Source organism: Marinobacter lacisalsi (genome assembly GCF_042651045.1).
GTDB classification, from domain to species: domain Bacteria; phylum Pseudomonadota; class Gammaproteobacteria; order Pseudomonadales; family Oleiphilaceae; genus Marinobacter; species Marinobacter lacisalsi.
Genome location: NZ_JBHSDI010000013.1, coordinates 137,534 through 159,338 on the forward strand (window position 1 = coordinate 137,534; position 21,805 = coordinate 159,338).

Sequence of the window (21,805 nt, forward strand, 5' to 3'; positions counted from 1 at the left end):
TCTCACCCCACGTGCCTCGAACCTTTGTGCTACTCGCTGGATAGCAATCGTTCTTTTAATCAGAATTTTTCAATGCCTGAAATTTCGCAATAGCCTCTTTTCGGCTTTCCTTAAGATCCACAATCGGTCGCGGATACCCCCCGGGAATAACCCCACCCACACCAGGATTATGAATCCGTTTGTTGTCCAGCGTCGCCAGCTCAGGCACCCAGCGGCGGATGAATTCCCCCTTCGGATCAAACCGCTCACTCTGGGTCACCGGGTTGAACACCCGGAAATAGGGCGCCGCATCGGTGCCGGTGGAGGCACTCCACTGCCAGCCGCCGTTATTGGACGCCAGGAATCCATCCACCAGATTCTGCATGAACCAGGCCTCGCCCTTGCGCCAGTCGATGAACAGATTCTTGGTCAGAAACATGGCCGTCACCATGCGCAGGCGGTTATGCATCCAGCCGGTTTCCCGGAGCTGACGCATGGCGGCATCCACAATGGGAATGCCGGTGCGGCCCTCCTTCCAGGCCTCGAAATGTTCGCCTGCAGGGTTCCAGCGAAGCTGCTCCGTTTCAGGCTTGAACGCCTTGTGCATGCTCACTTGCGGGTAGTGGTAAAGGATATGGATGTAGAAATCCCGCCAGGCAATCTCATTCACCCAGGTGGCGAAACCCTCCTGATTACCGCCCCTCCCCTGGGCCTCGCGGGCGGCCAGCAGGCACTGGCGACCGGAGAGAGCGCCAACGGCAAGATAGGGTGACAGGACACTGGTGCCATCCACGGCCGGAAAGTCTCGCTGGTCCTTGTAGTCACCACAACGCTCGTCAAGGAACAGGTCAAGCTGGCTGTGAGCAGATTCCTCGTCAGGACTGACCAGTTCTGGCGGAGGCGTGCCGAAACCAAGATCCGCTGCCGAGCCATTGTATGGTGTCCACGATACCGGCTTCGCCACTGCTTCCGGTATTGGCAAAACGGTCGGTGAAGTTTCATCCACCCACTGCCGCCAGCGGCGGGCGAAAGGCGTAAAGACCGAGTAGGGCTCTTCCTTTCCCGTGCGGATACTGCCAACGGGCGCTACCGTCTGATCCCGGTACTTGCTGACCTGAATGTCGCTCCGGGCAAGGCTGTCACGAATGTCCCGGTCCCGGCGCCGCTCGTTGATGCCGTATTCGTCATTGAAATGGACCCGTCGGATGCCATGCTTGTGGCAGTGATCCTCAAGAACCCTGATGCTGGCGGCAAAGTCATCGCTTTCGACGATATCCAACGCAATGCCCAGGCCGGCCAGTTGGCGGCCGAGGTCATCAAGGTGACCGAGCATCAGTTGTACCCTGGCGGGCGACCAGTCATGTTGCCGCCACTGCGCGGGCGTGGTGAGAAACAGTGCCCTTACCGGCTCACCCTGACCACAGGCAGCGGTCAGGGCCGGGTTGTCAGCGGTGCGAAGGTCGTTGCGAAACCAGACCAGTTGGGTCATGAACAATTCCTGAAACGGTGTGGCTAATGGGTTTGGCTCCCATTTATTCGCCGCATAGGCAGAGCTGGATTATAGTGAGTGTAGATTATTGATTCATTGATGGTTCCGGGTTGGCAATTATGCGTATTGAGTGCACGAGCTTTGCCACTTCTAATGCGCCCCACGTAAAGAGGGGTGCGAACCGGTTACCACCAGAGAGGAGCCAGAATAATGCCCGGAAACGTTGCACCAGAGCCGGATGCTGTCGAAACACCCAAGCAGGCCCCCGGCGAGGGCGTCAGCAAGCGGGTTCCCCTCGGCTGGCGGGAGTGGCTGGCACTGCCCGACCTGGATATTGCGCTGATCAAGGCGAAAGTGGACACTGGGGCACGTACCTCCTGCCTGCATACTTTTCGCACCGAGCCTTACACTCTGGACGGTCAACGCCGCGTGAAATTCTGGGTGCATCCGGAGCAGCACAACCTTCACCAGGTGGTGGCGTGTGATGCTGAGGTGATTGACGAGCGGTCTGTCACCGACTCTGGTGGCCACAAGGAGTTGCGGCTGGTTATAGAAACGCGGGTGCTGTTGGGTGACCAGATCTGGCCCATTGAAATGACCCTGACCAACCGTGACACCATGCGTTTTCGTATGCTACTGGGTCGCACGGCCATGGCCGGCCGTTGCACCGTATTGCCTGAAGCCTCCTACCTGGCCGGAAATCCGGCATTAAGGACTGTTGAATGAAAATAGCGATTCTCTCCCGTAACAGGCACCTGTATTCCACACGTCGCCTGGTGGAAGAGGGTATTAACCGGGGTCACGAAGTGCGGGTGATCGACGCCCTGCATTGCTCCATGAACATCACGTCTGCCAAACCGCAGATTCATTACCATGAAGAGGTGCTGGAGGATTTCGATGTGGTAATCCCCCGCATCGGCGCCTCGGTGACCTTCTACGGGACGGCGGTGCTGCGCCAGTTCGAAATGATGGGCGTGTTCCCGGTGAATGAGTCCGTGGCGATCACCCGCTCCCGGGACAAGCTGCGCTCACTGCAACTGCTGGCCCGCAAGGGCGTGGGCATGCCGGTTACCGGTTTTGCCAACAAACCGGATAACGTGCCGGAACTGCTCAGCATGGTGGGTGGTGCACCGGTGGTGATCAAGCTGCTGCAGGGTACCCAGGGCATTGGCGTGGTGCTGGCGGAAACCCGCAAGGCCGCCGAAAGTGTGATCGAGGCCTTTATGGGCCTGAAGGCGGACATCCTGGTGCAGGAATTCATCAAGGAAGCCGGTGGTGCCGACATCCGCTGCTTCGTCATTGGTGACAAGGTTATCGCCGCCATGAAGCGCCAGGGCGCCGAAGGGGAGTTCCGCTCCAACCTGCACCGTGGTGGCACCGCCTCGCTGATCCGAATCACGCCCGAAGAGCGCCGCACCGCCATCATGGCCGCCAAGTCCATGGGGCTGAACGTGGCCGGTGTGGATCTGCTGCGCTCCTCCCGCGGGCCGCTGGTGATGGAAGTCAACTCGTCGCCGGGCCTGGAAGGGATCGAAAACGCCACCGGCAAGAACGTGGCGGGCATGATCATCAACTGGACCGAAAAGAACCAGCAGCCCTGGAAAACCCGAACCAAAGGAAGAGGCTAGACATGGCCCGCGCGCCGTTCACTATCGCGGACACCGAGATCAAGGCAGGCACCCGCCAGACGGTGGAAGTGCCCGTTGCCAAGCTGTACACCCATACCCCGCTGCACATCCCGGTGGAAGTGATTCATGGCCGTCGGGATGGCCCTGTGCTGATGGTGTGTGGTGCCATTCATGGTGACGAGATCAATGGGGTGGAGATCGTTCGCCGTGTGCTGAAGAACTCGGCCCTGCGCCACCTTCGGGGTACCCTGCTGGCTGTACCTATCGTCAATATTTTCGGCTTTGTACAGCGTACCCGCTATCTGCCTGACCGCCGGGACCTGAACCGGTGCTTTCCGGGTAGTGAAAGCGGTTCCCTTGGCGGTCGTATCGCCTACCTGCTGCGCACCCAGATCATGGAGAAGGTCACCCACATTATCGACCTTCATACGGGGGCGATTCACCGCTTCAACCTGCCGCAAATCCGCGCTGAGCTGAAAAATCCGGAAACGGTGCGCATGGCAGAGGCCTTTGGTGCGCCCATTATCCTCAACGCCGGTCTGAGGGAGGGCAGTTTGCGGGCCTATGCCGATTCCCAGGATATTCCGGTGATCACCTTCGAAGGTGGGGAGGCGTTACGGTTTGACGACGTGGTCATCACCAGTGGTGTGAAAGGTGTGGTCCGGGTCATGCGGGCACTGGAAATGATCCCCAGCAAAAAGGGCCCGAAAGCTCCCCGCAAGCGCTCGGAAACCGCGGCCATGTCCCTGTGGGTTCGCGCCGATATCGACGGCATCATGCGCCCGGTTGCCAGGCTCGGCCAGAAAGTGCGCAAGGGCCAGCGCCTGGCGATGGTGGCGGACCCGTTTGGTGAAACCGAGGTGAGCGTGCTGTCTCCCATTTCCGGCATCGTCATCTGCGTCAACAACCTGCCGCTGGTGAACGAAGGCGAGGCGATCTACCACGTGGCCCGGTTTGATGAACTGGGTGAGGCCGAAAAGGCGATGGACTATTTCCGCTCGTCCCTCGACCCGGAAGTGACCGAGGCGGTACTACCTGTGCATCCATGGGATAATGACTCCAAGTAAGTTACTTTTGCTGATAGCGGCAGTAATGGTTGGCGGTAACTGAAGGGCCTGCTCGGCTGGTGTGGCGGGACAGGTTTTCGTAGCAGGGCCAGGGACACGGCCCGGAGCAAGGCGGGCGCCAGGGATGGCCCCTGAATTGCGGCGAAGAAAACCTGTCCCGCCACACCAGCCAGCCCCCGGAACCAAAAACACGAAATTCACCAGGCTTATCAGGAAGGACCCAAAATGATCTGGGACCAAACAATGATCCAGCTGCAGGAATACCCCCGTGGCGTTCACCTGATCACCAATGAAGTGCTCTCCAATGGCCCGGAACTGGTGAACTGCCAGGTAGGCCTGCTGCACCTGTTTATCCAGCACACCTCCGCCTCCCTGGCCATTAACGAGAACGCCGACCCTGATGTACGCGGCGATGTGGAACGCCACCTCAATGTCATGGTGCCGGAAAACGCCCCCCACTATGAACACACCCTCGAAGGCCCCGACGACATGCCGGCCCACATCAAAAGCATCCTTGTCGGCCCCAGCCTGACCATCCCCGTCAGCGACGGCCATCTGGCCCTGGGCACCTGGCAGGGCATCTACCTGTGTGAACATCGCAACCGGGGCGGCGGCCGCCGGATTGTCGCCACCCTGCAGGGGCGCTGGTAAGCGCCTCTGGATGCGTACCAGTGCCTTGAGCTGATCCCATGGTGGATTACAATAACGCCTCGCCATGACAGGAGGCAGTTCCGTGGCTCAGTCACAACAAACAACAAGACCCGATCCGACGCTGATTCAACGCCTGGCGATGAAGCTGATCAACCTGGCCGGCTGGCGCGTACCCCCATTTCCCGACGTGGAAAAAGCCATTGTGGTAGGCGGCCCTCATACCTCCAACTGGGACGGTGTCATTGGTCTTAGTGGTGCCGTCGCCCTGGGCCTCAATGCCCGCTTCCTGATCAAGCACAGCGCGTTCAGGGGACCGCTGGGTTGGGTGCTTCGCAAGCTCGGCGGCATACCGGTAGACCGGAGCAAGGCCGGCGGCGTGGTGGGACAGGCGGTTCAGGAACTCCGGCAGAGCGAGCGGCTGATTCTGGTGGTCACCCCGGAAGGCACCCGCAGCAATGCCAGCCAGTGGAAAACCGGCTTCCATCGAATCGCCCGGGAAGCCAGTGTACCTATTGTGGTGACCGTAGCGGACTACGGCACCCGGGAGCTACGCTTCCCGTTGGTTCTTGAGGCTACCGGTGACCTGGAATCGGATCTTGAGCAACTCTACGATTGCTTTGCCAGCGTGACCCCGAAACACCCGGAAAAACTGTCTGCCCCCGTGCGCGAGAGGTTTGTGTCCCGCCATTCCAACTGAACTATCGATGCCTGAAATGTGATCTGGTGGGCATTTTAGGTGAGCGCCAATCCGTACTATTCCCGGGTTCGTTACACGGACGTCATCCCATCAAACTCAAGGAGATAGAGAGTGAACCTGAACACACGTCTTTCCGTTGTCAGTGGTGTCGTTGCCTCCCTTATGCTGGCGTCAGCCGGGGCCCAAGCCAGCTGTGAAATGCCCAACGTTGGCCACATGTACATGTCTTTCGTCAAGCAGATTACGCTGGAAGACAGTCCCGCCGAGGCGTTCAAGGCGGCCAGGACAGAGCTCCGGGAGCTGGCCGAGGCCCAGAAGGTGGAAAACTTCGCCATTACCTCCTCCGACATGTCCATTGGCGCCGGAGGCTACGGCAGTCGCGGCCTGAGCCTGCACATTTCTATTGGCGCCCAGATGGCCCCGAATCCGGACGTGATTGACGTCGTCTTCCGAGAAACTCAACCTGAGAGCTTTTCCTATTCGGAATCTGTTTGCGTTGACTACGAGGCGGAACAGGAATCCGGGGAGTCGGCTACCGAGACCCAGGCTAGCTGATCCGTTGACCGCAAAGGATCCGGCACCATCCCGGTGCCGGTGAATCGTCCATGACCGAGCACAAGCAGCCCATCCCGGCTGAACAGGCCTACCTGGCCGCGCAGGATCTCGAGGTTGCCGGGCGTACGGAAGAGGCGCTTGCGGCCTACCAGTCCATCATCGACGACAACGGCTCATCCCTGTGGTCGGATTCCGCCGCACAAGCCATGAACCGGATTGCCGAGGGTGTTCCTCTGACGACGAGTCTTAGACAGGCCCGTGACCCTTCATGCAAACGCTTCACCCGTTCCCTGTCACCAGGGCATGCCCTTATCACCGCAGTGATTGTCGCCCTGATGGCGGCAGCGGTCGGGCCGCTCGTTGCAGGTAGCTGGGTGGTCCTGGTGACAATGGATCTCATGCCGGTGCCCGTGATTTACATGGTGGGAGCCATGCCCGCCGGGCTGGCGGGGCTGTTATTCGCCGCCTGGGTATTGGGCCACTGCCATCTCAAGGGGTATATGCCGGAGCGGGTCAAATTGGCAGGCACCATTTGTGGCGCGCTGGCAGTCGCTGTATCGGGCTGGGTGCTGGTGCCGATGGTGTCTGCCCACTCCCTGCCTGACGGGGCAGTCGTGTTCCTGATCGTCCACGGTATGGTTGGCGGTATGTTCATGGGCTGGCTCGGAGGAAAGCTGGTCTGGTATCGAGTGGATCGAGATGCTCCCCCTTATTCAACGAGGCAGAGTCGATGAGTGCAAGAAAGTACTGCCCCACCTGTGACCATGCGCCCCTCAAAGTCCATGACTTCCACGGTGAAGAAGTGGATGTGTGTCGCCGCTGTCAGGGCGTGTGGTTCGAAAAGAGTAACCTCGACAATATCATTGCGGCCAAATGCGACCAGGTGGAAGAAGCGGATTACACCGACAATCTCGGTTCACATCAGCGTCCCGCCCGCTGTGACTGTCCGGACTGCGGAAAACGGCTTCAGGTCTTTCATCTGCTGGAAGACTATCACCTGGACCTCAAGGTGTGTGTGGCCTGTGCCGGTGCCTGGGCACCCGGTGAAACCGTGTCCAGGGTGGCGAACTCCTCGGCCATCAAGCTTGCCCTTGAGGACATGAACCAGAGTACTTCCTGGAAGACCTGGGTATTCGAGTTCTTCCTGCGCATGCCGGTGGAGTACAACATGCGCCCCCGGCGCCTGCCCTGGGTCACCTACGCCCTGATCCTGATCAACACCCTGATATTCCTGGGCTACTTTTTCGATGAGCGCCTGACCTGGCTGGCCATCGACCACTTCGCCGCGATGCCGGCGGAGATCCAGTCGGGCCAGTCACTGTGGACCCTGGTGACAGCCACGTTCCTTCATGGCGGCTGGCTCCATCTGGCCGGCAACATGTACTTCCTCTGGATGACCGGTGACAACCTGGAGGATGCCCTGGGCCACTGGCGCTTCCTGGGGCTTTACCTGCTGTGCGGCATCCTGGCGGGGCTGGTCAGTGTACTGGCCAACCTGGGCGGCACCATTCCCTCCGTGGGTGCCAGCGGGGCCATCGCCGGGCTGTTCGGCATGTACCTTCTGTGGTTCCCCAATGCCAGCCTGACCTTCATGTTCTTCTTCTGGCAGAAGAAGCTGGCGCCCGCCTGGTACTTTGCCCTCTGGCTGGGGTTGAACTTCCTGGGCATGCTGCTGGGCGAGCAGGGTGTGGACTACTGGGCCCATATCGGCGGCTTTGTTGCCGGGCTGGCCATTGGTGCAGCCCTGCGGGGCAGGGTGTGGCGGTCCAACCCGCTGCTGGCGCATCTGGCAGGTCCGGAAGTCCAGGTTCGGCGCTAGTGCCTGATCGGGGCCCGTGCGTGTCTGGCGGGTTCGCTGAATCGTGACTCAGTCCGTTCCGGCGGTTGGACAAAATTCCATGTGTAGTCAATAGTTCCCTACAGGTGGTCGGTGTGCTTCACGGACCACCGCAACTACAAAAACAACAGAAATACTCCACCTGCAGCAACGGCAGGGGAGTGAGGGAGAAACGAATGAAGCACTTTCTGTCCCGCCTGACGGCCGTCGGGCTGGCGGGTTTGTGCGCGTTGTCGGTGCAGGCCGGGGATGCGGACGATAACCCTGCCGCTGGAATCGATACGGCCGCTATCATCGCCAACGACAATACCACCCGAAACTGGCCCAGTTACGGCCTCAACTACTCGGAAACACGCTTTTCCCGCCTGGACCAGATCACTGCTGATAATGTCGGCAAACTTGGCCTGGTCTGGTCTTACGATCTGAAGTCACGCCGGGGAGTGGAAGCGACCCCGCTGGTGGTGGACGGTGTGATGTATGTGACTGCGTCCTGGTCGGTGGTCCACGCCCTGGATGCGGCCACTGGTGAGCCGCTCTGGACCTACGATCCGGAAGTTCCCCGGGAATGGGGCGTAAAGGGCTGTTGCGATGTGGTGAACCGGGGCGTGGCCATCCATGATGGCAAGGTTTATGTCGGCGCCTTTGATGGTTACCTCCATGCCCTGGACGCCGCCACCGGCGAACGCCTCTGGAAGATCGACACCCTGATTGATCGTAGCAAGCCCTACACTATTACCGGCGCGCCCCGGGTCATCAATGACCGCGTCATTATCGGTAACGGCGGCGCCGAATACGGCGTGCGCGGCTACCTGACGGCCTATGACGTGGAAACCGGCAAGCAGGCCTGGCGCTGGTTCTCGGTGCCAGGCAACCCGGATGAGCCGTTCGAGAATGACAGCATGAAGAAAGCCGCCGAGACCTGGGATCCCGCCGGAAAATGGTGGGAAGAAGGGGGCGGAGGCACCATGTGGGACTCCATTGCCTATGACCCGGAACTGGACCTGATGTATGTGGGTACCGGTAACGGTACCCCCTGGAACCAACTGCAGCGCAGCCCCGCCGGCGGTGACAACCTCTACCTGGCCTCGGTGGTAGCGCTGGACCCGGACACCGGCGAATACCAGTGGCACTACCAGCATACGCCCGGTGACTCCTGGGACTATACCTCCACCCAGCATATTATCCTGGCGGATCTGGACATCGACGGTAAGACCCGCAAGGTGCTGATGCAGGCGCCAAAGAATGGCTTCTTCTTCGTCATTGATCGCACCGACGGCGAGTTCATCTCGGCGGAACCCTTCGTCCAGGTAAACTGGGCCGAAGGCTATGATGATAATGGACGCCCCATCGAGGTAGCCGGCGCGCGCTCACGCACCGATCCATGGGAGACCATCCCGTCTCCCTATGGCGCCCACAACTGGCACCCCATGTCCTTCAACCCGGACACCGGCCTGGTCTATATCCCGGCCCAGGGGGTGCCCCTGGTGGTGCAGAACAACCCCGGTTACGAGTACAACAAACCCACACCCGGCAGCCCCAACGCGGGTCTTGGCTGGAACACCGGGTACTTCTTCGCCAACGTGGCGCCGGAAGCAACCCCTTTCGGCACATTGCTGGCCTGGGATCCGGTGAAGCAGGAGGAAGTCTGGCGCGCGGAATACGTTTCGCCCTGGAACGGCGGCACGTTGACCACGGCTGGCAACCTGGTGTTTCAGGGCACCGCTGATGGCCGCTTCCTCGCCTACGATGCCAGCACTGGCGAACTGCTCTGGCAAACGCCGGTAGGCACCGGTGTGGTGGCGGCACCGTCCACCTGGGAGTACAACGGTAACCAGTACGTCTCCATTGCTGTTGGCTGGGGCGGGGTTTACGGTATCACCCAGCGTGCCACGGACAAGATCGGCCCTGGCCGGGTGTTTACCTTCCGCCTGGGAGGTGAGGCCAACATGCCCGAATCCATGGTGCTCCGGCAGCCCTCCGACTTGCTGAAGGGGGTCAGTTACGATCCGGACGACGTGCCTGCCGGTGGTGCCCTGTATATGACCAACTGCCTTCTCTGCCATGGTGTGCCGGCGGTGAACAATGGCGGCAACCTGCCCAACCTGGGCTATTCCCATCCTGAGGTGATCCGCAATATTGAGGACATCGTGTTCACCGACGCCCGTGCCGCTCTGGGCATGCCCAACTTCAAGGGCAAACTGACCGAACGGGAAGTGGAGCAGATTCAGGCGTTTATCCAGGGCTCCGCTGATGCTGCCCGGGCGGCGATGGCGGAACAGTCGAAGGCTGCCTCATCCGGGGAGTGAACGGGAACGTCCAAAAACAGGGCGCTGGCGCACCGCTCGTGTGCGCCGGCGCTTTGTTCTGCCCCTACCTGGTGCGCGCCGGTGTGCTTTACAGGGAACACAAAGCGTCGCAATTGCCCTGATTGACGACGTCAGGCTCAGTTGGAACCGTTCTTGCAGCCTTATAGCCGTTCAAGAAAACCGGTTACGGCTGCTGGCAATGGTGTCACCGCTGAAGAACTGACGCCTGCCAGCGTCTCCGTAACAGCCTCCAACCCCTTCAGCGTGATGCCTATTGCTGCCTGACCGGAGATCGTTCATCCGTTTACAGGGCAGGTTTATGTCAGAACAGGCATTTCGCTTTTTCTCCTTTCAGGGACGCACAAGAATTCTCCACCTCAGTTGGGTGGCCTTCTTTATCAGCTTCCTGGTGTGGTTCAACCATGCGCCATTGATGTCCGCCATTCGCGAGCAGTTCGGGCTGACCACCTCGGAGGTCAACACCCTGCTGTTGCTGAACGTTGCCCTCACCATCCCCGCCCGCATCCTGATCGGCATGGCGGTGGATGCACTGGGGCCCCGGCGCGTTTACAGCCTGGTGCTGGTGTTATCGGGGATCTTATGTCTCGCCTTCGCCATGGCCGATTCCTTTGCGCAACTGGCGGTTACCCGATTCCTGCTGGGGTTTGTCGGCGCTGGCTTCGTGGTGGGCATCCGCCTGATCAGCGAGTGGTACCCGGCCCGTGAGGTGGGCTTTGCCGAAGGCATCTACGGCGGCTGGGGCAACTTTGGTGCCGCCTTTGCCGCGCTCTCGCTGCCGTCCCTGGCGCTCGCTTTTGGCGGCGACGATGGCTGGCGATACGCGGTGGGCAGCACCGGTGTCATTGCTATCCTGTACGCCGGTGTGTTCTACCATCAGGTGCGCGACACGCCCAAGGGATCCACGTACTTCAAACCCAAGAAGGGCGGGGCCATGGAGGTCACCTCGAAGGGGGATTTCCTGCTCTATGGCGTGATGAACCTGCCGCTCTTCCTGGCCCTGGCACTGATCGTATGGCAGCTCAGCCCGGCCCGTCTGGGCCTGCTGGGGGATGTAACCTCCTTTGTCCTTTATGGTGTGGTGCTGGTGATGGCCGTCGTGCAGTTCCTGCGAATCTGGCAGGTCAACGGCCATGTGTTCACCGAAACGGTTCCGGAGTTCGATCGGTATCCGTTCAAGCAGGTAGCGCTGCTGAACCTGGTCTACATGGCGGCCTTTGGTTCAGAGCTGGCGGTGGTGTCCATGCTGCCGCTGTTCTTCCTGGATACTTTCGATATTACGCCGCTGATGGCCGGTGCCCTGGGCGGCACCTTCGCGCTGATGAACCTGATTGCCCGGCCCGGTGGTGGTTATATTGCCGACCGGTTCGGCCGCAAGTTCACTACCGGGTTGATGCTGTGTGGTATCTGTGTCGGTTATGGCGTGATGTCCCGCATCGATGGTAGCTGGCCGCTGCCGCTTGCCGTTGCCCTGGTGGTGGTCTGCTCGCTGTTCGTGCAGGGCGCCTGTGGCTCTGTCTATGCCTCGGTGCCGCTGGTCAAGCGGCGGCTGACCGGCCAGGTGGCCGGCATGACCGGAGCCTACGGTAACGTGGGTGGGGTGGTCTTCCTGGTAGTGCTGGCGGTGGTGACGCCGGCCCAGTTCTTCCTGGTGCTCGGTGGTATTGCCTTCCTGATCCTGTTATTGGTATCCATCTTCATGGAAGAGCCGGGGCCCCAGACCAGTGAGGTCATGCCTGACGGCACGGTTCGTATGATCGAGGTACCCTGATGGATCTGGTTCGCCCCCAGCCTCACACCCCCACACTGGAAAAACCGGCACAACCAGACCGGATGCTGGTCCGGTATGGTCAGTATACGGACGCCGGCCGCAAGGCGGACAATCAGGATTGCCTGGGCGTCCATATCCCCGAGGGCGATACCATGCGCATGAAGGGGCTGGTGGCGGCTATCGCCGATGGTGTCAGCGCCGCGGAGGCGGGCCGGGAAGCGGCGGAAGCCTGTGTGCGGGGCTTTGTCAGCGACTACTACAGTACCCCGGACTCCTGGACCGTGGAAACCTCCGCCAGCCGGGTGCTGGGCGCGCTTAACCGGTGGCTCCATGGTCGCGGTCATCAGCGCCATGGGGATACCTCGGCGCTGGTGACCACCTTCTCGGCGGTGGTGATCCGTAACCGCATTGCCTACCTGTTCCATATCGGTGACAGCCGCATCAGCCTGGTGCGCAATGGCCGCCTGGAACGCCTGACCCGTGACCATCACGCTGCTCTTGGCAACCAGCGCTTTGCCCTGGCCCGGGCCATGGGCGTGGAGCTGAACGTGGAGATTGACGTGCACCGGGTCACCCTGCAATCCGGTGACCGCCTGGTGATGACCACGGATGGCATTCACGGCGTTCTGGATGACAAAGCCATGGTGCGGTTCGGTGGTGACGGTGATCCGGCGCAGGCGGCGGAGAGCCTTGGCAAGGCAGCCTACCGCCGTGGCAGTGACGACAACCTGACCGCCCTGGTGCTGGTGGTGGACGAGCTGCCCCGGGAGGATCTGGCCTCCCACTATGAACGCCTGACCAACCTGCCGTTCCCGCCCCTCCTCAAGCCCGGTCACGTACTGGACGGGTACCGTATCATCCGCGAGATTCACGCCAGCACGCGAACCCAGGTCTACCTGGCAGAGCCACCGGGTGGCGGCGCCACCGTTGTCCTCAAGACGCCATCCCCCAATTATGTGGACGACCCGGCCTATATCGACCGTTTCCTGAACGAGATCTGGGTCAGCCGCCGGGTCAACAGCCCCCATGTGGTCCAGGGCCTGGCGTTGCCCGATGACCGCCAGTGCCTGTATGCCCTGACCGAACACGTCCAGGGGCAGACACTGCGGGAGTGGATGCAGGATAACCCGAAGCCGTCCCTGGCGCGGGTCCGGGATCTGGTCAGGCAGATTGCCCTGGGTCTGCGGGCCCTGCACCGCCTGGAGATGGTGCACCAGGACCTGAAGCCGGAAAACATCATGGTCGACCAGCGTGGCACGGCCAGGCTGATCGACCTGGGATCGGTGCGCATACGGGGTGTCGAGCAGATCGCCGGTCCCTGGGCCAACGGTGCCTGGGCCGGTACGGCCAGCTACGCCGCGCCCGAATGCCTTAATGGTGAGCCCGGCACTCCGGCGTCAGACCGGTACTCCCTGGGCGTAATAGCCTACGAGATGCTGACCGGGACGTTGCCCCGCCAGACATCCGACAGACCTGGTCGCCGGCGCCGGCCGGATTATCGCAGCGCCCGGGATCTCAATCCGGGAATCCCGCCCTGGGTGGATGCCTGCCTGCGCAAGGCGGTCGCGGAACGTGCCGCCAACCGCTACCAGGCCCTGTCTGAATTCCTGCAGGACCTGGAACATCCGAACCCGGAGCTGATGCCGTCATCCAGTGCGCCACTGATTGAGCGGGTGCCGTCGGATACCTGGTGTTTCGTGGCCACCCTGTCGATTCTGCTGAATGTTGTCCTGTTGATGATCCTGTTTCAGACCTGGCCGTGAGGCTCCCCTGCCAGTACTGAAGTACCGTTGTCGCGGGCGATCTCCACGGAGTCTGGCAACGCAGGTTGCTCCCGGATCAGCCATTCGTCCAGATCATGACGGATGTGGGTCAGCCAGGCCCGTGATGGCGAGATGTCCGCGATAATCTCCAGTGCCAGTGGCCAGTCATTGTGGCCCTGCGGTTCCGGACGGGGTGGGAAGGTGCAGTCCAGCGCCAGCCCATGGGGGGGCTGTTGACGGAGGAATTCACTGGTCTCCGGCGGCAGTCCACAGGTGTCCGTCAGGTAGCTGAAACGCGCATGGTCCAGATCCTGGAAGTGGTAACCGAAGGTGGGTTTGGAGTGGGCCAGGGGCACCGGGGTAATGGTGAGTGGGCCAATGCGAAAACCGGCAAAGGCTTTTTGTGGCCTGAAATCCAGCAGGCCCGGGTGCTTGAAAAGATCGGAAAATCCTTCCTCGTCCGGCGGAATGAATACGGGTATCCGCTCACCGCGTCCCCAGCGTATATGGAGTAGCCCCTGGACATGGTCCGGGTGGAAGTGGGTCAGCAGGATCGCATCCAGATCGCCGGGGTTGAATCGACGATGCAGATCCATAAGCCCGGCGTCGATCAGTATCCGGGTATCGCCGGACTCAATCAACGCTGAGCAGGGTTCACGGCGGTAGGCGTCATCGCCGGTCGCACGCTTGCAGGCAAGGCAGTCACAGCCGAATAGCGGAACGCCGCCGGCGGCAGCGGTGCCCAGAAACGTTACTCGCATAGCCATCCCCCTGTGTCAGTCTCACCCAGTAGATCAGCGAATGAACCAGACGGGCCACTGGTCACCCACTGACCAGTACCCGGTCCGACAACTGGTTATTGATTACCGCCAGCAGTTGATGAGTGGCATATGCCAGAGTGCCGTCGTTACGGATCGTGATAAACCGGTCCTCCATGTCTGACTGAAGGCGCCGGGACCGTTCAATACGGGCGTCTATCTCTGCCGGGGTTTCCCTTCCGCGGTTGAGCAGGCGTTGCCGCTGGTTTTCCGGGTCAACGCAGATCAGCACCGGTACCACCAGGTCCGCATAGCGTTCCAGGGCCTGGTCCAGACGGGCCCGTGAGCCATTCACCAGCACCACATCGCCGTCTGCCAGCCACTGGTCCACTTCGGTACCAATGCCATAGTGCTGGCCGTTGGCCTGCCAGTGCAGGGCAAAACGACCGCTATCGCGATACTGCCGGAAGGCCTCCGGGGTCAGGGCGATATGGTCCTCACCCACCGAGTCCTCCTGGCGGGTGATATACCGGGGCGCGATTCGCAGCCTGTGGCCGGCCACCCGCCGGCCCCGACAGGCATCCAGCAGGGAGTCCTTGCCGGCACCGGAAGGCCCCATCAGGTAGAACAGGCGTCCACCACTATCCTGTTGCTTTGCAGCTGTCATCAGTAGACCCGTTGCCCTTTGCTCCACACGGTATCAATCACCGGCAGTTGGTCCCGTACCGCAACCAACACCAGGTCCGCTCGCTTGCCTGTTTCAATAGTGCCCCGGTCTTCCAGATTGGCACAGCGGGCCGGGGTGGCAGTGACGGTGGCGATGGCCCGGGGCAGGTTGTAGTCATTGTCTTCCATGGCGGCCACACGGAAAGCCGCGTCCAGCATACTGGCAGGATAGTAGTCGGAGGAGAGGATATCGAGCACCCCCTCCCGGGCAAGCTCCGCAGCGGCAATGTTACCGGAATGGGAGCCACCCCGGACAATATTGGGGGCGCCCATCAGCACGGCCAGGCCATGGTCGTGGGAAGCCCGGGCGGCTTCCCGGGTGGTGGGAAACTCGGCAATGCTCATGCCGAAGCCGGCGGATTCGGTGACGTGTTCCAGGGTGGCGTCGTCGTGGCTGGCCAGGGGAATACCACGCTCCTGGCAGATGCCGACAATCGCCTTGCGGTTACGTTCACTGTGTAGTCGGGCGGCCTCCTTACGGTCGCGAGTGAAGGCAGCCATTTCCTGGTCGTTCAGGCCGTATTTACCCTGGTAGTACTCATGGTACTTGTCCTCGTTCACGAACTGGCGCTGGCCGGGGGTATGGTCCATCACCGAGACCAGTTGCAGCATGGGGTGGTCCACCAGCTCCCGGAAAAGGTCCAGGGTATCCGGATGGCTCACCTCGCAGCGCAGGTGCAGCAGGTGCTGGGCCCGCAGCAGGTCCTTGTTCCGTGTGGCCGCCAGGGCCTCGAGCAGGGTCTGCAGGTGCTTGATGCGGGTGCTTTCGGTGGCCACATCACCCACGCTCAGGGCGTCAAAGACAGTGGTGATGCCGGAGGACACAATGTGCGCGTCGTGGGTAATCACCGCCGGCTGGCTCGGCCAGATGACACCGGGGCGGGGTGAGAAGTGTTTCTCCAGGTTATCGGTGTGCAACTCCACCAGGCCGGGGATCAGGTAACGGTCCTGGCAGTCGTGGGCGCCGGGCAACTGGCTGCGGCCGCGGTCGACACTGTCGATCAGGCCGTCCTTCAGCCTGACGGTACCGGAGAAACTCTCGTTTTCGGTGACGATGCGGGCATTGGTCAGCACCTGTTCCCGACTGGCCGTTACAGGCGGTTGCCGGGTCAGTTCGGCGGTGGTCATGCGGCATACTCCCTGTTGCTGTTGCCTACCGGGATGGTCCGGTCGGCCAGGTGATCGCGAACGTCGGCGTCGTGGAAGATGCCAACAATGGCGGCGCCTCGCTGCCGGGCCTGGTGGATCAGGGTGATCACCACGTCCCGGTTCTGGGCGTCCAGCGAGGCGGTTGGTTCGTCCAGCAGCAGTACCGGGTAGTCCACCACAAAACCCCGGGCGATATTGACCCGTTGCTGCTCGCCGCCGGAGAAGGTCGAGGGTGGCAGGTGCCAGAGGGTTTCCGGTACGTTCAGCTGTTGCAGCAGGCTGGCGGCCCGCTGGCGGCAGGTGTCCCGGTCCACGCCCAGGTTACGCAGTGGTTCCATGACCACCTCCAGGGCAGACACCCGGGGGATCACCCGCAGGAACTGGCTGACGTAGCCCAGTGTCTGCCGGCGGATGGCCAGCACCTCCCGGGCGCTGGCCGTAGTGAGGTCGATCAGGGCGCCCTGGTGCCGCATTCGGATGTGCCCGGACTGGGGCTTGTAGTTGGCATAAAGTGAGCGCAGCAGGGTGCTCTTGCCGCTGCCCGAGCGACCGTCCAGTACCACGCACTCGCCGGCGTTCACCTCGAACGAGACATTGTTGAGCACGGGGTAGGACACGCCGCCCTGGTTGTGGAGGGTGAACCGTTTGTTGAGGTTCTCCACCTGAATCATGACAGTCATCCTGGATCTCCTTTCGACGTGTCAGGGTGTCAGTACTGACGACACCAGCAACTGGCTGTAGGGATGCTGGGGATCATCCAGCACCTGGTCGGTCAGGCCCTGCTCGACGATCCTGCCGCCCTTCATCACCATCAGACGATGGGACAGCAGCCGTGCTACGGCCAGGTCGTGGGTGACCAGGATCACCGACAGGCCCAGATCCATCACCAGGTTGCGCAGCAGGTCCAGCAAACGGGCCTGTACTGACACGTCGAGGCCGCCGGTGGGCTCGTCCATGAATACCAGCCGCGGCCGGGTGACCAGGTTGCGGGCAATCTGCAGTCGCTGTTGCATGCCGCCGGAGAAGGTCCGGGGCAGGTCATCCATGCGACCGAGGTCGATTTCGACCGCGTCCAGCCAGTTCTCACCGGCCTGGCGCAGGCGACCGTAGTGGCGCTCGCCCACGGCCATCAGCCGCTCCCCGATATTGGCGCCGGCACTGACCGACATCCGTAAACCATCCCGCGGGTTCTGGTGAACCACGCCCCACTCGGTGCGCAGTAGTTGCCGGCGATGGCTCTCGGAAAGCTCGTAAAGTGCCAGCGGCTTCCCGTGTTCACCGAGGTAGCGGATCTCGCCGCTGTCGGGCGGCAGCAGGCCGGACAATGTCTGCAGCAGCGTGGTCTTGCCAGAGCCGGACTCCCCGACGATGCCCAGAACCTCGCCGGGCCAGAGTTCGAAATCCACACCGTCGACCCCCTTGCCCGGGGCGTAGAGCTTGCGGAGCCCGCTGACGTTCAGCAGTGGCTGATCCACCGCTGTCTCGATGGCGTGTGCGTGTGCAGGCTGGTTCATAAGGCCTCCTGGTTGTAATCGGCACTGGCAGCCAGCCGCTGGCGGCAATAGTCGGTATCGGAGCAGACGAAGATGCGGCTGCCCTCGTCGTCCACCACCACTTCATCGAGGAAGGAATGGTCGGAACCACAGAATTCACAGGTCTCCTCCCACTCCTGTACCTCGAACGGATGGTCCTCGAAGTCCAGGCTGGCCACCCGGGTGAATGGCGGTACCGCGTAGATGCGCTTCTCACGGCCGGCCCCGAACAGTTGCAGGGCCGGGCTAAGGTCCATCTTGGGGTTGTCGAACTTGGGGATGGGCGAAGGATCCATCACGTAGTGGCCGTTCACCAGCACCGGATAGGCATAGGTGGTGGCGATGTGGCCGAAGCGGGCGATGTCTTCATAGAGCTTTACGTGCATCACCCCGTATTCCTGAAGGGCGTGCATCTTACGGGTCTCCGTCTCCCGGGGTTCGATAAACCGTAGCGGTTCGGGGATGGGCACCTGGTAGACCAGGATCTGGCCCTGCTCCAGGGGCGTTTCCGGAATCCGGTGACGGGTCTGGATAACGCTGGCTTCGGTGGTGACCTCGGTGGTCTCGACGCCGGCGGTACGGGCGAAGAAACGGCGGATGCTGACCGCATTGGTGGTGTCGTCGGCGCCCTGGTCGATCACCTTGAGCACATCGTTCTCGCCGATGACCGCGGCCGTCACCTGCATGCCGCCGGTGCCCCAGCCGTAGGGCAGGGGCATCTCGCGGCCACCAAAGGGCACCTGGTAGCCGGGGATGGCAACCGCCTTGAGCAGGCTCCGGCGGATCATCCGCTTGGTCTGTTCGTCCAGGTAAGCGAAGTTGTAGCCCGTGGCGGTGGGCTGTTGTTCCGTGGTGGTTGTCATGCCTGACGGGCCTCCTGTGCCTGCTGAGCATCTTGCTGAGGGTGCTCCGATGTCTGCGCCTGTTGCCGGCGTTGCTCATGCTCCCGCCGCAGCCGTCGCAGCAGCACCAGTTCCGACTGGAAGTCCACGTAGTGGGGCAGCTTGAGATGCGAGACGAACCCCGAGGAATCCAGGCTGTCACAGTGGGCCAGCACGAATTCCTCGTCCTGGGCCGGTGAGGTCTGGTCCTCGCCCAGTTCCCGGGCACGCAGGGCCCGGTCCACCAGCGCCATGGACATGGCCTTGCGTTCGCAGTGGCCGAAGGTGAGGCCGTAGCCCCGGGTGAAACGGGGGTCCAGTTCTTCATTGCCGGCGAACTGGTTGATCATGTCGCATTCGGTCACCGCCAGGTCGCCGATGACCACCGGGAAGCCCAGTTCCTCCGGTTCGATTTCCAGCGCCACATCGCCCTGGCGGATTTCGCCGGCGAACGGGTGGTTGCGGCCGTAGCCACGCTGGGTGGAGTAGGCCAGGGCCAGCAGGAAGCCTTCATCGCCCCGGGCCAGGGCCTGCAGGCGCAGATCCCGGCTGGCGGGGAATGACAACGGGTCGCGGGTCAGGTCTGCCGGTTCCTGCTCCTCCGGTTCCTGCAGGCCGTCGGGCGCCTCGATCAGGCCCTCCTGATCCAGCATGTCCAGTACCCGGGGACAGGGCTGCACCGGCTCGTCGGCTGCATCCACACCGGAGCGGGGTTCGCCGTCGGCCATCAGGGTGAAGTCCAGTAGCCGGTGGGTGTAGTCGTAGGTGGGGCCGAGAATCTGGCCCCCGGGCAGGTCCTTCCAGGTGGCCGAGATGCGTCGGCGAATGGCCATGTTGCTGGTCTGGATGGGGCAACTGGCCAGAAACCGGGGCAGGGTGGTGCGATAGGCCCGTAGCAGGAACACGGCCTCGACCACATCGCCGCTGGCCTGCTTCAGTGCCAGGGCTGCCAGTTCCGGGTCGTAGAGGGAGCCCTCGGTCATTACCCGGTCGACAGCCAGTCCCATTTGTTGGCGGATCTGTTCCACCGTGAGTTCGGGCTGGTCCGGATTACCCCGGCGGGTTTCATCCAGCCATTGGTGCGCCTGGTCGATGGCTTTCTCGCCACCCTTGACGGCTACATACATGATTCCACCTCCACGAGGGTTGTGCGGGGGAGCCCCATCAGTGAGTTACCGTCGGTCAGCAGCAGGTCGACCCCCAGGGGAAAGCTGGCCCGATTGCTCCGCAGCCAGGCTGGCCAATGATTGGCGAGACCTTCGATGCCTACCTGCTTCGGTTGCTCGATGCCGGGACCGGAGAGCCGCCAGGGGCCGGTGCTGTGAAGGTGATCGACCTGCAGGATGACCGTGGTGGAGCGGTCAGGGTATTCGTGGCTGCCCGGGCTGAAGCCCGCGATACTTTCGAGGTCGCCGGGAGACGCAACGGCAAAGATGGCTTCCTCGCGCCGGTGGGTAACCCGACAACCGCAATGGAACCGCAGGCTGTTGAGTAATGAAGGCGTGGCCAGGCTGTCAGAAACCCACAGCGGGGTATCCGCATCCAGCAGTGCCAGGCACACCTGATAGGCGGCGCTGTGTATGCCCTTTGGGGCGGGCACTGGCGCCAGGGTCAGCCGGGTGCCGGGTTCCGACAGGGCGGTCAGCACCTGCCGGAAGATCTGCTGTGACTGGCTCACCGGCTCGGCAAGCCCGGTGCAAAGCTCATCCAGGGGTAGCCCGGAGCGGGTCTGTTGATTCAGGTTCTCCACGGGTCAGCTTCCTCTTACCATGGTCATGAAATCCACGCGGGTGGCGGCGGCCTTGCAGGCGGCTTCTTCACGCTGCTGCTGCCAGTGTCGATGCAACGGGTCGATCAGGGCCGGGCCATGAACATCCGGAGACTCCTGCATGAGAGCATCTAACAGTGCGGCCAGCTCGGCGTGCCGGCGGCTGCGGCCGCGTACATAGCCGAACCCCCGGGTGCCTGAGGACAGTTCAATCACGCACCGGCTCAAGGTTACCTCTCCCAGGTTGAACGGCGTGCCGGTGCCGCCGGTGCGTCCCCTCACCATGGCCAGCCCGGTTTCAGCAGCCCGCAGGCAGCGATAGTCCGGCCTTTCCGGCAATTCAGTGCAATAGTGTTGGAGTGCCTCCTCTTCAGCCCTTGCCAGTACGGCCATCCAGTGCTGGCGTTCACTGACGGAGGGTGAGGAGGTTTGGGGCGATGGCTGGGTCATGGCGCGAAGCCTCCTTCATCGGTACGGTTGAGATGCGGCTCAATGCGGAATTCAAAGCAGTCGCCGCGACTGCGTGACACGCTGTATTCCAGCACCTCGTCGGTATTGGCCAGCACGTTGCGGGAGCGAATCACCAGCACAGGCATGTGGCGGGGCTGGCCCAGCAGTTCGGCTTCCTGCTGGTTGGGCAGGGTGGTGCTGATCAGCGCCTCGCGACGTTCCAGTAGCAGGCCGTGGTGCTGTTCGATATGGCTGTGCAGGGAGCCACTACGGTAGTCCCGCTCCAGGCCCGGCAAGCGCTGCCGCTTGAGGTAGTGGCTGATGATGGTCACCGGGCGGCCGTCCATGTGTCTCAGGGTGTCCACCTGCAACAGTGCGGTTCCCGCCGGAAAGCGGCTCTTGCTGGCGAAGGCTTCATCGGCCACCAGCACCCGGCGGCTGATCACGTCACAACAGGGTTCATGGCCCTGGGCGGCCAGGGATTCACTGAAGCGGGCGCGGGCGCCAATGTTGTATTCCATGGCCTGTTCCACCACCAGTGTGCCCTTGCCCTGCTGGCGCAGCAGCATGCCGGCCTCCACCAGCTGATCCACCGCCCGGCGGAGGGTATGGCGATTAATGGCAAAGCGCCTGGCCAGTTCCGCTTCCGAGGGCAGGTAGTCACCACAACTGAGGGTCTGGCGGATCTCCTGTTCCAGCGTATGGGCCACATCCTGATAAACGGGCATTCTCGTTCCTCTTGTCTAGACAACCTGTTGCTCAAAAAAACGCGGCCAGGCC

At 62.0% G+C, this 21,805-nt stretch carries 22 protein-coding genes; 11 read left to right on the forward strand and 11 right to left on the reverse strand.

The window, feature by feature from the left end; genetic code table 11:
- Positions 1 to 55: 55 nt before the first annotated feature.
- On the reverse strand, positions 56 to 1,468 hold the full coding sequence (gene phrB, locus ACFOZ5_RS10580) for a deoxyribodipyrimidine photo-lyase (protein WP_379887045.1): 1,413 nt from the start codon (positions 1,466 to 1,468) through the stop codon (positions 56 to 58).
- 210 nt (positions 1,469 to 1,678) lie between these two features.
- Here phrB and ACFOZ5_RS10585 point away from each other — a divergent pair, with 210 nt between their 5' ends.
- The 11 genes from ACFOZ5_RS10585 to ACFOZ5_RS10635 all read left to right on the forward strand — a co-directional run bounded on the left by ACFOZ5_RS10585 (position 1,679) and on the right by ACFOZ5_RS10635 (position 13,761).
- Positions 1,679 to 2,194 carry an ATP-dependent zinc protease family protein gene (locus ACFOZ5_RS10585; protein WP_379887046.1) on the forward strand — a complete coding sequence of 172 codons (516 nt, stop codon included), beginning with the start codon at positions 1,679 to 1,681 and terminating at the stop codon, positions 2,192 to 2,194.
- On the forward strand, positions 2,191 to 3,096 hold the full coding sequence (rimK, locus tag ACFOZ5_RS10590; RefSeq protein ID WP_379887047.1) for a 30S ribosomal protein S6--L-glutamate ligase: 906 nt from the start codon (positions 2,191 to 2,193) through the stop codon (positions 3,094 to 3,096). Before ACFOZ5_RS10585 ends, rimK begins: the two co-directional genes overlap by 4 nt.
- A 2-nt stretch (positions 3,097 to 3,098) precedes the next feature.
- Positions 3,099 to 4,163 carry a succinylglutamate desuccinylase/aspartoacylase family protein gene (locus ACFOZ5_RS10595; RefSeq protein ID WP_379887048.1) on the forward strand — a complete coding sequence of 355 codons (1,065 nt, stop codon included), beginning with the start codon at positions 3,099 to 3,101 and terminating at the stop codon, positions 4,161 to 4,163.
- Between the two features lie 225 nt (positions 4,164 to 4,388).
- A complete protein-coding gene (locus ACFOZ5_RS10600) occupies positions 4,389 to 4,814 on the forward strand; it encodes a secondary thiamine-phosphate synthase enzyme YjbQ (protein ID WP_379887049.1) in 426 nt (141 codons plus the stop codon).
- A gap of 82 nt (positions 4,815 to 4,896) precedes the next feature.
- The gene (locus ACFOZ5_RS10605; protein WP_379887050.1) at positions 4,897 to 5,511 is read left to right on the forward strand and encodes a 1-acyl-sn-glycerol-3-phosphate acyltransferase; all 615 of its coding nucleotides are present in this window, start codon (positions 4,897 to 4,899) and stop codon (positions 5,509 to 5,511) included.
- Between the two features lie 111 nt (positions 5,512 to 5,622).
- On the forward strand, positions 5,623 to 6,066 hold the full coding sequence (locus tag ACFOZ5_RS10610; protein WP_379887051.1) for a hypothetical protein: 444 nt from the start codon (positions 5,623 to 5,625) through the stop codon (positions 6,064 to 6,066).
- A 50-nt stretch (positions 6,067 to 6,116) separates the two neighbouring features.
- Complete coding sequence (locus tag ACFOZ5_RS10615) at positions 6,117 to 6,800, forward strand: hypothetical protein (RefSeq protein ID WP_379887052.1); 684 nt, start codon at positions 6,117 to 6,119, stop codon at positions 6,798 to 6,800.
- A complete protein-coding gene (locus ACFOZ5_RS10620; RefSeq protein WP_379887053.1) occupies positions 6,797 to 7,885 on the forward strand; it encodes a rhomboid family intramembrane serine protease in 1,089 nt (362 codons plus the stop codon). The genes ACFOZ5_RS10615 and ACFOZ5_RS10620 overlap by 4 nt, the downstream gene beginning before the upstream one ends.
- Before the next feature lie 194 nt (positions 7,886 to 8,079).
- Positions 8,080 to 10,209, forward strand: coding sequence for a PQQ-dependent dehydrogenase, methanol/ethanol family (locus tag ACFOZ5_RS10625; protein ID WP_379887054.1), 2,130 nt, complete (start codon positions 8,080 to 8,082; stop codon positions 10,207 to 10,209).
- Between the two features lie 319 nt (positions 10,210 to 10,528).
- Entirely contained in the window at positions 10,529 to 11,998 is a 1,470-nt protein-coding gene (locus ACFOZ5_RS10630; RefSeq protein ID WP_379887055.1) for an MFS transporter, read from the forward strand.
- Entirely contained in the window at positions 11,998 to 13,761 is a 1,764-nt protein-coding gene (locus tag ACFOZ5_RS10635) for a protein kinase domain-containing protein (protein ID WP_379887056.1), read from the forward strand. The genes ACFOZ5_RS10630 and ACFOZ5_RS10635 overlap by 1 nt, the downstream gene beginning before the upstream one ends.
- On the opposite strand, the gene phnP is transcribed toward ACFOZ5_RS10635, so the two are convergent.
- The 10 genes from phnP to phnF form a co-directional block, all read right to left on the reverse strand.
- Positions 13,746 to 14,522 carry a phosphonate metabolism protein PhnP gene (gene phnP / locus ACFOZ5_RS10640; RefSeq protein WP_379887057.1) on the reverse strand — a complete coding sequence of 259 codons (777 nt, stop codon included), beginning with the start codon at positions 14,520 to 14,522 and terminating at the stop codon, positions 13,746 to 13,748. The genes ACFOZ5_RS10635 and phnP overlap by 16 nt on opposite strands.
- Before the next feature lie 61 nt (positions 14,523 to 14,583).
- Positions 14,584 to 15,186 (reverse strand): phosphonate metabolism protein/1,5-bisphosphokinase (PRPP-forming) PhnN, encoded by a 603-nt coding sequence (phnN, locus tag ACFOZ5_RS10645; protein ID WP_379887058.1) that lies wholly within the window; start codon positions 15,184 to 15,186, stop codon positions 14,584 to 14,586.
- Positions 15,186 to 16,373: an alpha-D-ribose 1-methylphosphonate 5-triphosphate diphosphatase gene (locus tag ACFOZ5_RS10650; protein ID WP_379887059.1), complete on the reverse strand. Its 1,188-nt coding sequence runs from the start codon at positions 16,371 to 16,373 to the stop codon at positions 15,186 to 15,188. Before ACFOZ5_RS10650 ends, phnN begins: the two co-directional genes overlap by 1 nt.
- Positions 16,370 to 17,074, reverse strand: coding sequence for a phosphonate C-P lyase system protein PhnL (phnL, locus tag ACFOZ5_RS10655; protein WP_379887060.1), 705 nt, complete (start codon positions 17,072 to 17,074; stop codon positions 16,370 to 16,372). Before phnL ends, ACFOZ5_RS10650 begins: the two co-directional genes overlap by 4 nt.
- Before the next feature lie 21 nt (positions 17,075 to 17,095).
- Positions 17,096 to 17,908, reverse strand: coding sequence for a phosphonate C-P lyase system protein PhnK (gene phnK / locus ACFOZ5_RS10660; protein WP_379887062.1), 813 nt, complete (start codon positions 17,906 to 17,908; stop codon positions 17,096 to 17,098).
- Complete coding sequence (locus tag ACFOZ5_RS10665) at positions 17,905 to 18,789, reverse strand: alpha-D-ribose 1-methylphosphonate 5-phosphate C-P-lyase PhnJ (RefSeq protein WP_379887064.1); 885 nt, start codon at positions 18,787 to 18,789, stop codon at positions 17,905 to 17,907. Before ACFOZ5_RS10665 ends, phnK begins: the two co-directional genes overlap by 4 nt.
- Positions 18,786 to 19,934 (reverse strand): carbon-phosphorus lyase complex subunit PhnI, encoded by a 1,149-nt coding sequence (locus ACFOZ5_RS10670; RefSeq protein ID WP_379887066.1) that lies wholly within the window; start codon positions 19,932 to 19,934, stop codon positions 18,786 to 18,788. The genes ACFOZ5_RS10665 and ACFOZ5_RS10670 overlap by 4 nt, the downstream gene beginning before the upstream one ends.
- Positions 19,925 to 20,557 carry a phosphonate C-P lyase system protein PhnH gene (phnH, locus tag ACFOZ5_RS10675; RefSeq protein WP_379887068.1) on the reverse strand — a complete coding sequence of 211 codons (633 nt, stop codon included), beginning with the start codon at positions 20,555 to 20,557 and terminating at the stop codon, positions 19,925 to 19,927. The genes ACFOZ5_RS10670 and phnH overlap by 10 nt, the downstream gene beginning before the upstream one ends.
- Before the next feature lie 3 nt (positions 20,558 to 20,560).
- Complete coding sequence (gene phnG / locus ACFOZ5_RS10680) at positions 20,561 to 21,025, reverse strand: phosphonate C-P lyase system protein PhnG (protein WP_379887069.1); 465 nt, start codon at positions 21,023 to 21,025, stop codon at positions 20,561 to 20,563.
- Positions 21,022 to 21,753 (reverse strand): phosphonate metabolism transcriptional regulator PhnF, encoded by a 732-nt coding sequence (gene phnF / locus ACFOZ5_RS10685; RefSeq protein ID WP_379887071.1) that lies wholly within the window; start codon positions 21,751 to 21,753, stop codon positions 21,022 to 21,024. Before phnF ends, phnG begins: the two co-directional genes overlap by 4 nt.
- Positions 21,754 to 21,805 lie beyond the last annotated feature (52 nt).

What these genes read in the sequence shown, in the direction of transcription:
- phrB (WP_379887045.1), bottom strand. Translation starts at nt 1,468, where the DNA reads ATGACCCAACTGGTCTGGTTTCGCAACGACCTTCGCACCGCTGACAAC.
- ACFOZ5_RS10585 (WP_379887046.1), top strand. Translation starts at nt 1,679, where the DNA reads ATGCCCGGAAACGTTGCACCAGAGCCGGATGCTGTCGAAACACCCAAG.
- rimK (WP_379887047.1), top strand. Translation starts at nt 2,191, where the DNA reads ATGAAAATAGCGATTCTCTCCCGTAACAGGCACCTGTATTCCACACGT.
- ACFOZ5_RS10595 (WP_379887048.1), top strand. Translation starts at nt 3,099, where the DNA reads ATGGCCCGCGCGCCGTTCACTATCGCGGACACCGAGATCAAGGCAGGC.
- ACFOZ5_RS10600 (WP_379887049.1), top strand. Translation starts at nt 4,389, where the DNA reads ATGATCTGGGACCAAACAATGATCCAGCTGCAGGAATACCCCCGTGGC.
- ACFOZ5_RS10615 (WP_379887052.1), top strand. Translation starts at nt 6,117, where the DNA reads ATGACCGAGCACAAGCAGCCCATCCCGGCTGAACAGGCCTACCTGGCC.
- ACFOZ5_RS10620 (WP_379887053.1), top strand. Translation starts at nt 6,797, where the DNA reads ATGAGTGCAAGAAAGTACTGCCCCACCTGTGACCATGCGCCCCTCAAA.
- ACFOZ5_RS10625 (WP_379887054.1), top strand. Translation starts at nt 8,080, where the DNA reads ATGAAGCACTTTCTGTCCCGCCTGACGGCCGTCGGGCTGGCGGGTTTG.
- ACFOZ5_RS10630 (WP_379887055.1), top strand. Translation starts at nt 10,529, where the DNA reads ATGTCAGAACAGGCATTTCGCTTTTTCTCCTTTCAGGGACGCACAAGA.
- ACFOZ5_RS10635 (WP_379887056.1), top strand. Translation starts at nt 11,998, where the DNA reads ATGGATCTGGTTCGCCCCCAGCCTCACACCCCCACACTGGAAAAACCG.
- phnP (WP_379887057.1), bottom strand. Translation starts at nt 14,522, where the DNA reads ATGCGAGTAACGTTTCTGGGCACCGCTGCCGCCGGCGGCGTTCCGCTA.
- phnN (WP_379887058.1), bottom strand. Translation starts at nt 15,186, where the DNA reads ATGACAGCTGCAAAGCAACAGGATAGTGGTGGACGCCTGTTCTACCTG.
- ACFOZ5_RS10650 (WP_379887059.1), bottom strand. Translation starts at nt 16,373, where the DNA reads ATGACCACCGCCGAACTGACCCGGCAACCGCCTGTAACGGCCAGTCGG.
- phnL (WP_379887060.1), bottom strand. Translation starts at nt 17,074, where the DNA reads ATGACTGTCATGATTCAGGTGGAGAACCTCAACAAACGGTTCACCCTC.
- phnK (WP_379887062.1), bottom strand. Translation starts at nt 17,908, where the DNA reads ATGAACCAGCCTGCACACGCACACGCCATCGAGACAGCGGTGGATCAG.
- ACFOZ5_RS10665 (WP_379887064.1), bottom strand. Translation starts at nt 18,789, where the DNA reads ATGACAACCACCACGGAACAACAGCCCACCGCCACGGGCTACAACTTC.
- ACFOZ5_RS10670 (WP_379887066.1), bottom strand. Translation starts at nt 19,934, where the DNA reads ATGTATGTAGCCGTCAAGGGTGGCGAGAAAGCCATCGACCAGGCGCAC.
- phnG (WP_379887069.1), bottom strand. Translation starts at nt 21,025, where the DNA reads ATGACCCAGCCATCGCCCCAAACCTCCTCACCCTCCGTCAGTGAACGC.
- phnF (WP_379887071.1), bottom strand. Translation starts at nt 21,753, where the DNA reads ATGCCCGTTTATCAGGATGTGGCCCATACGCTGGAACAGGAGATCCGC.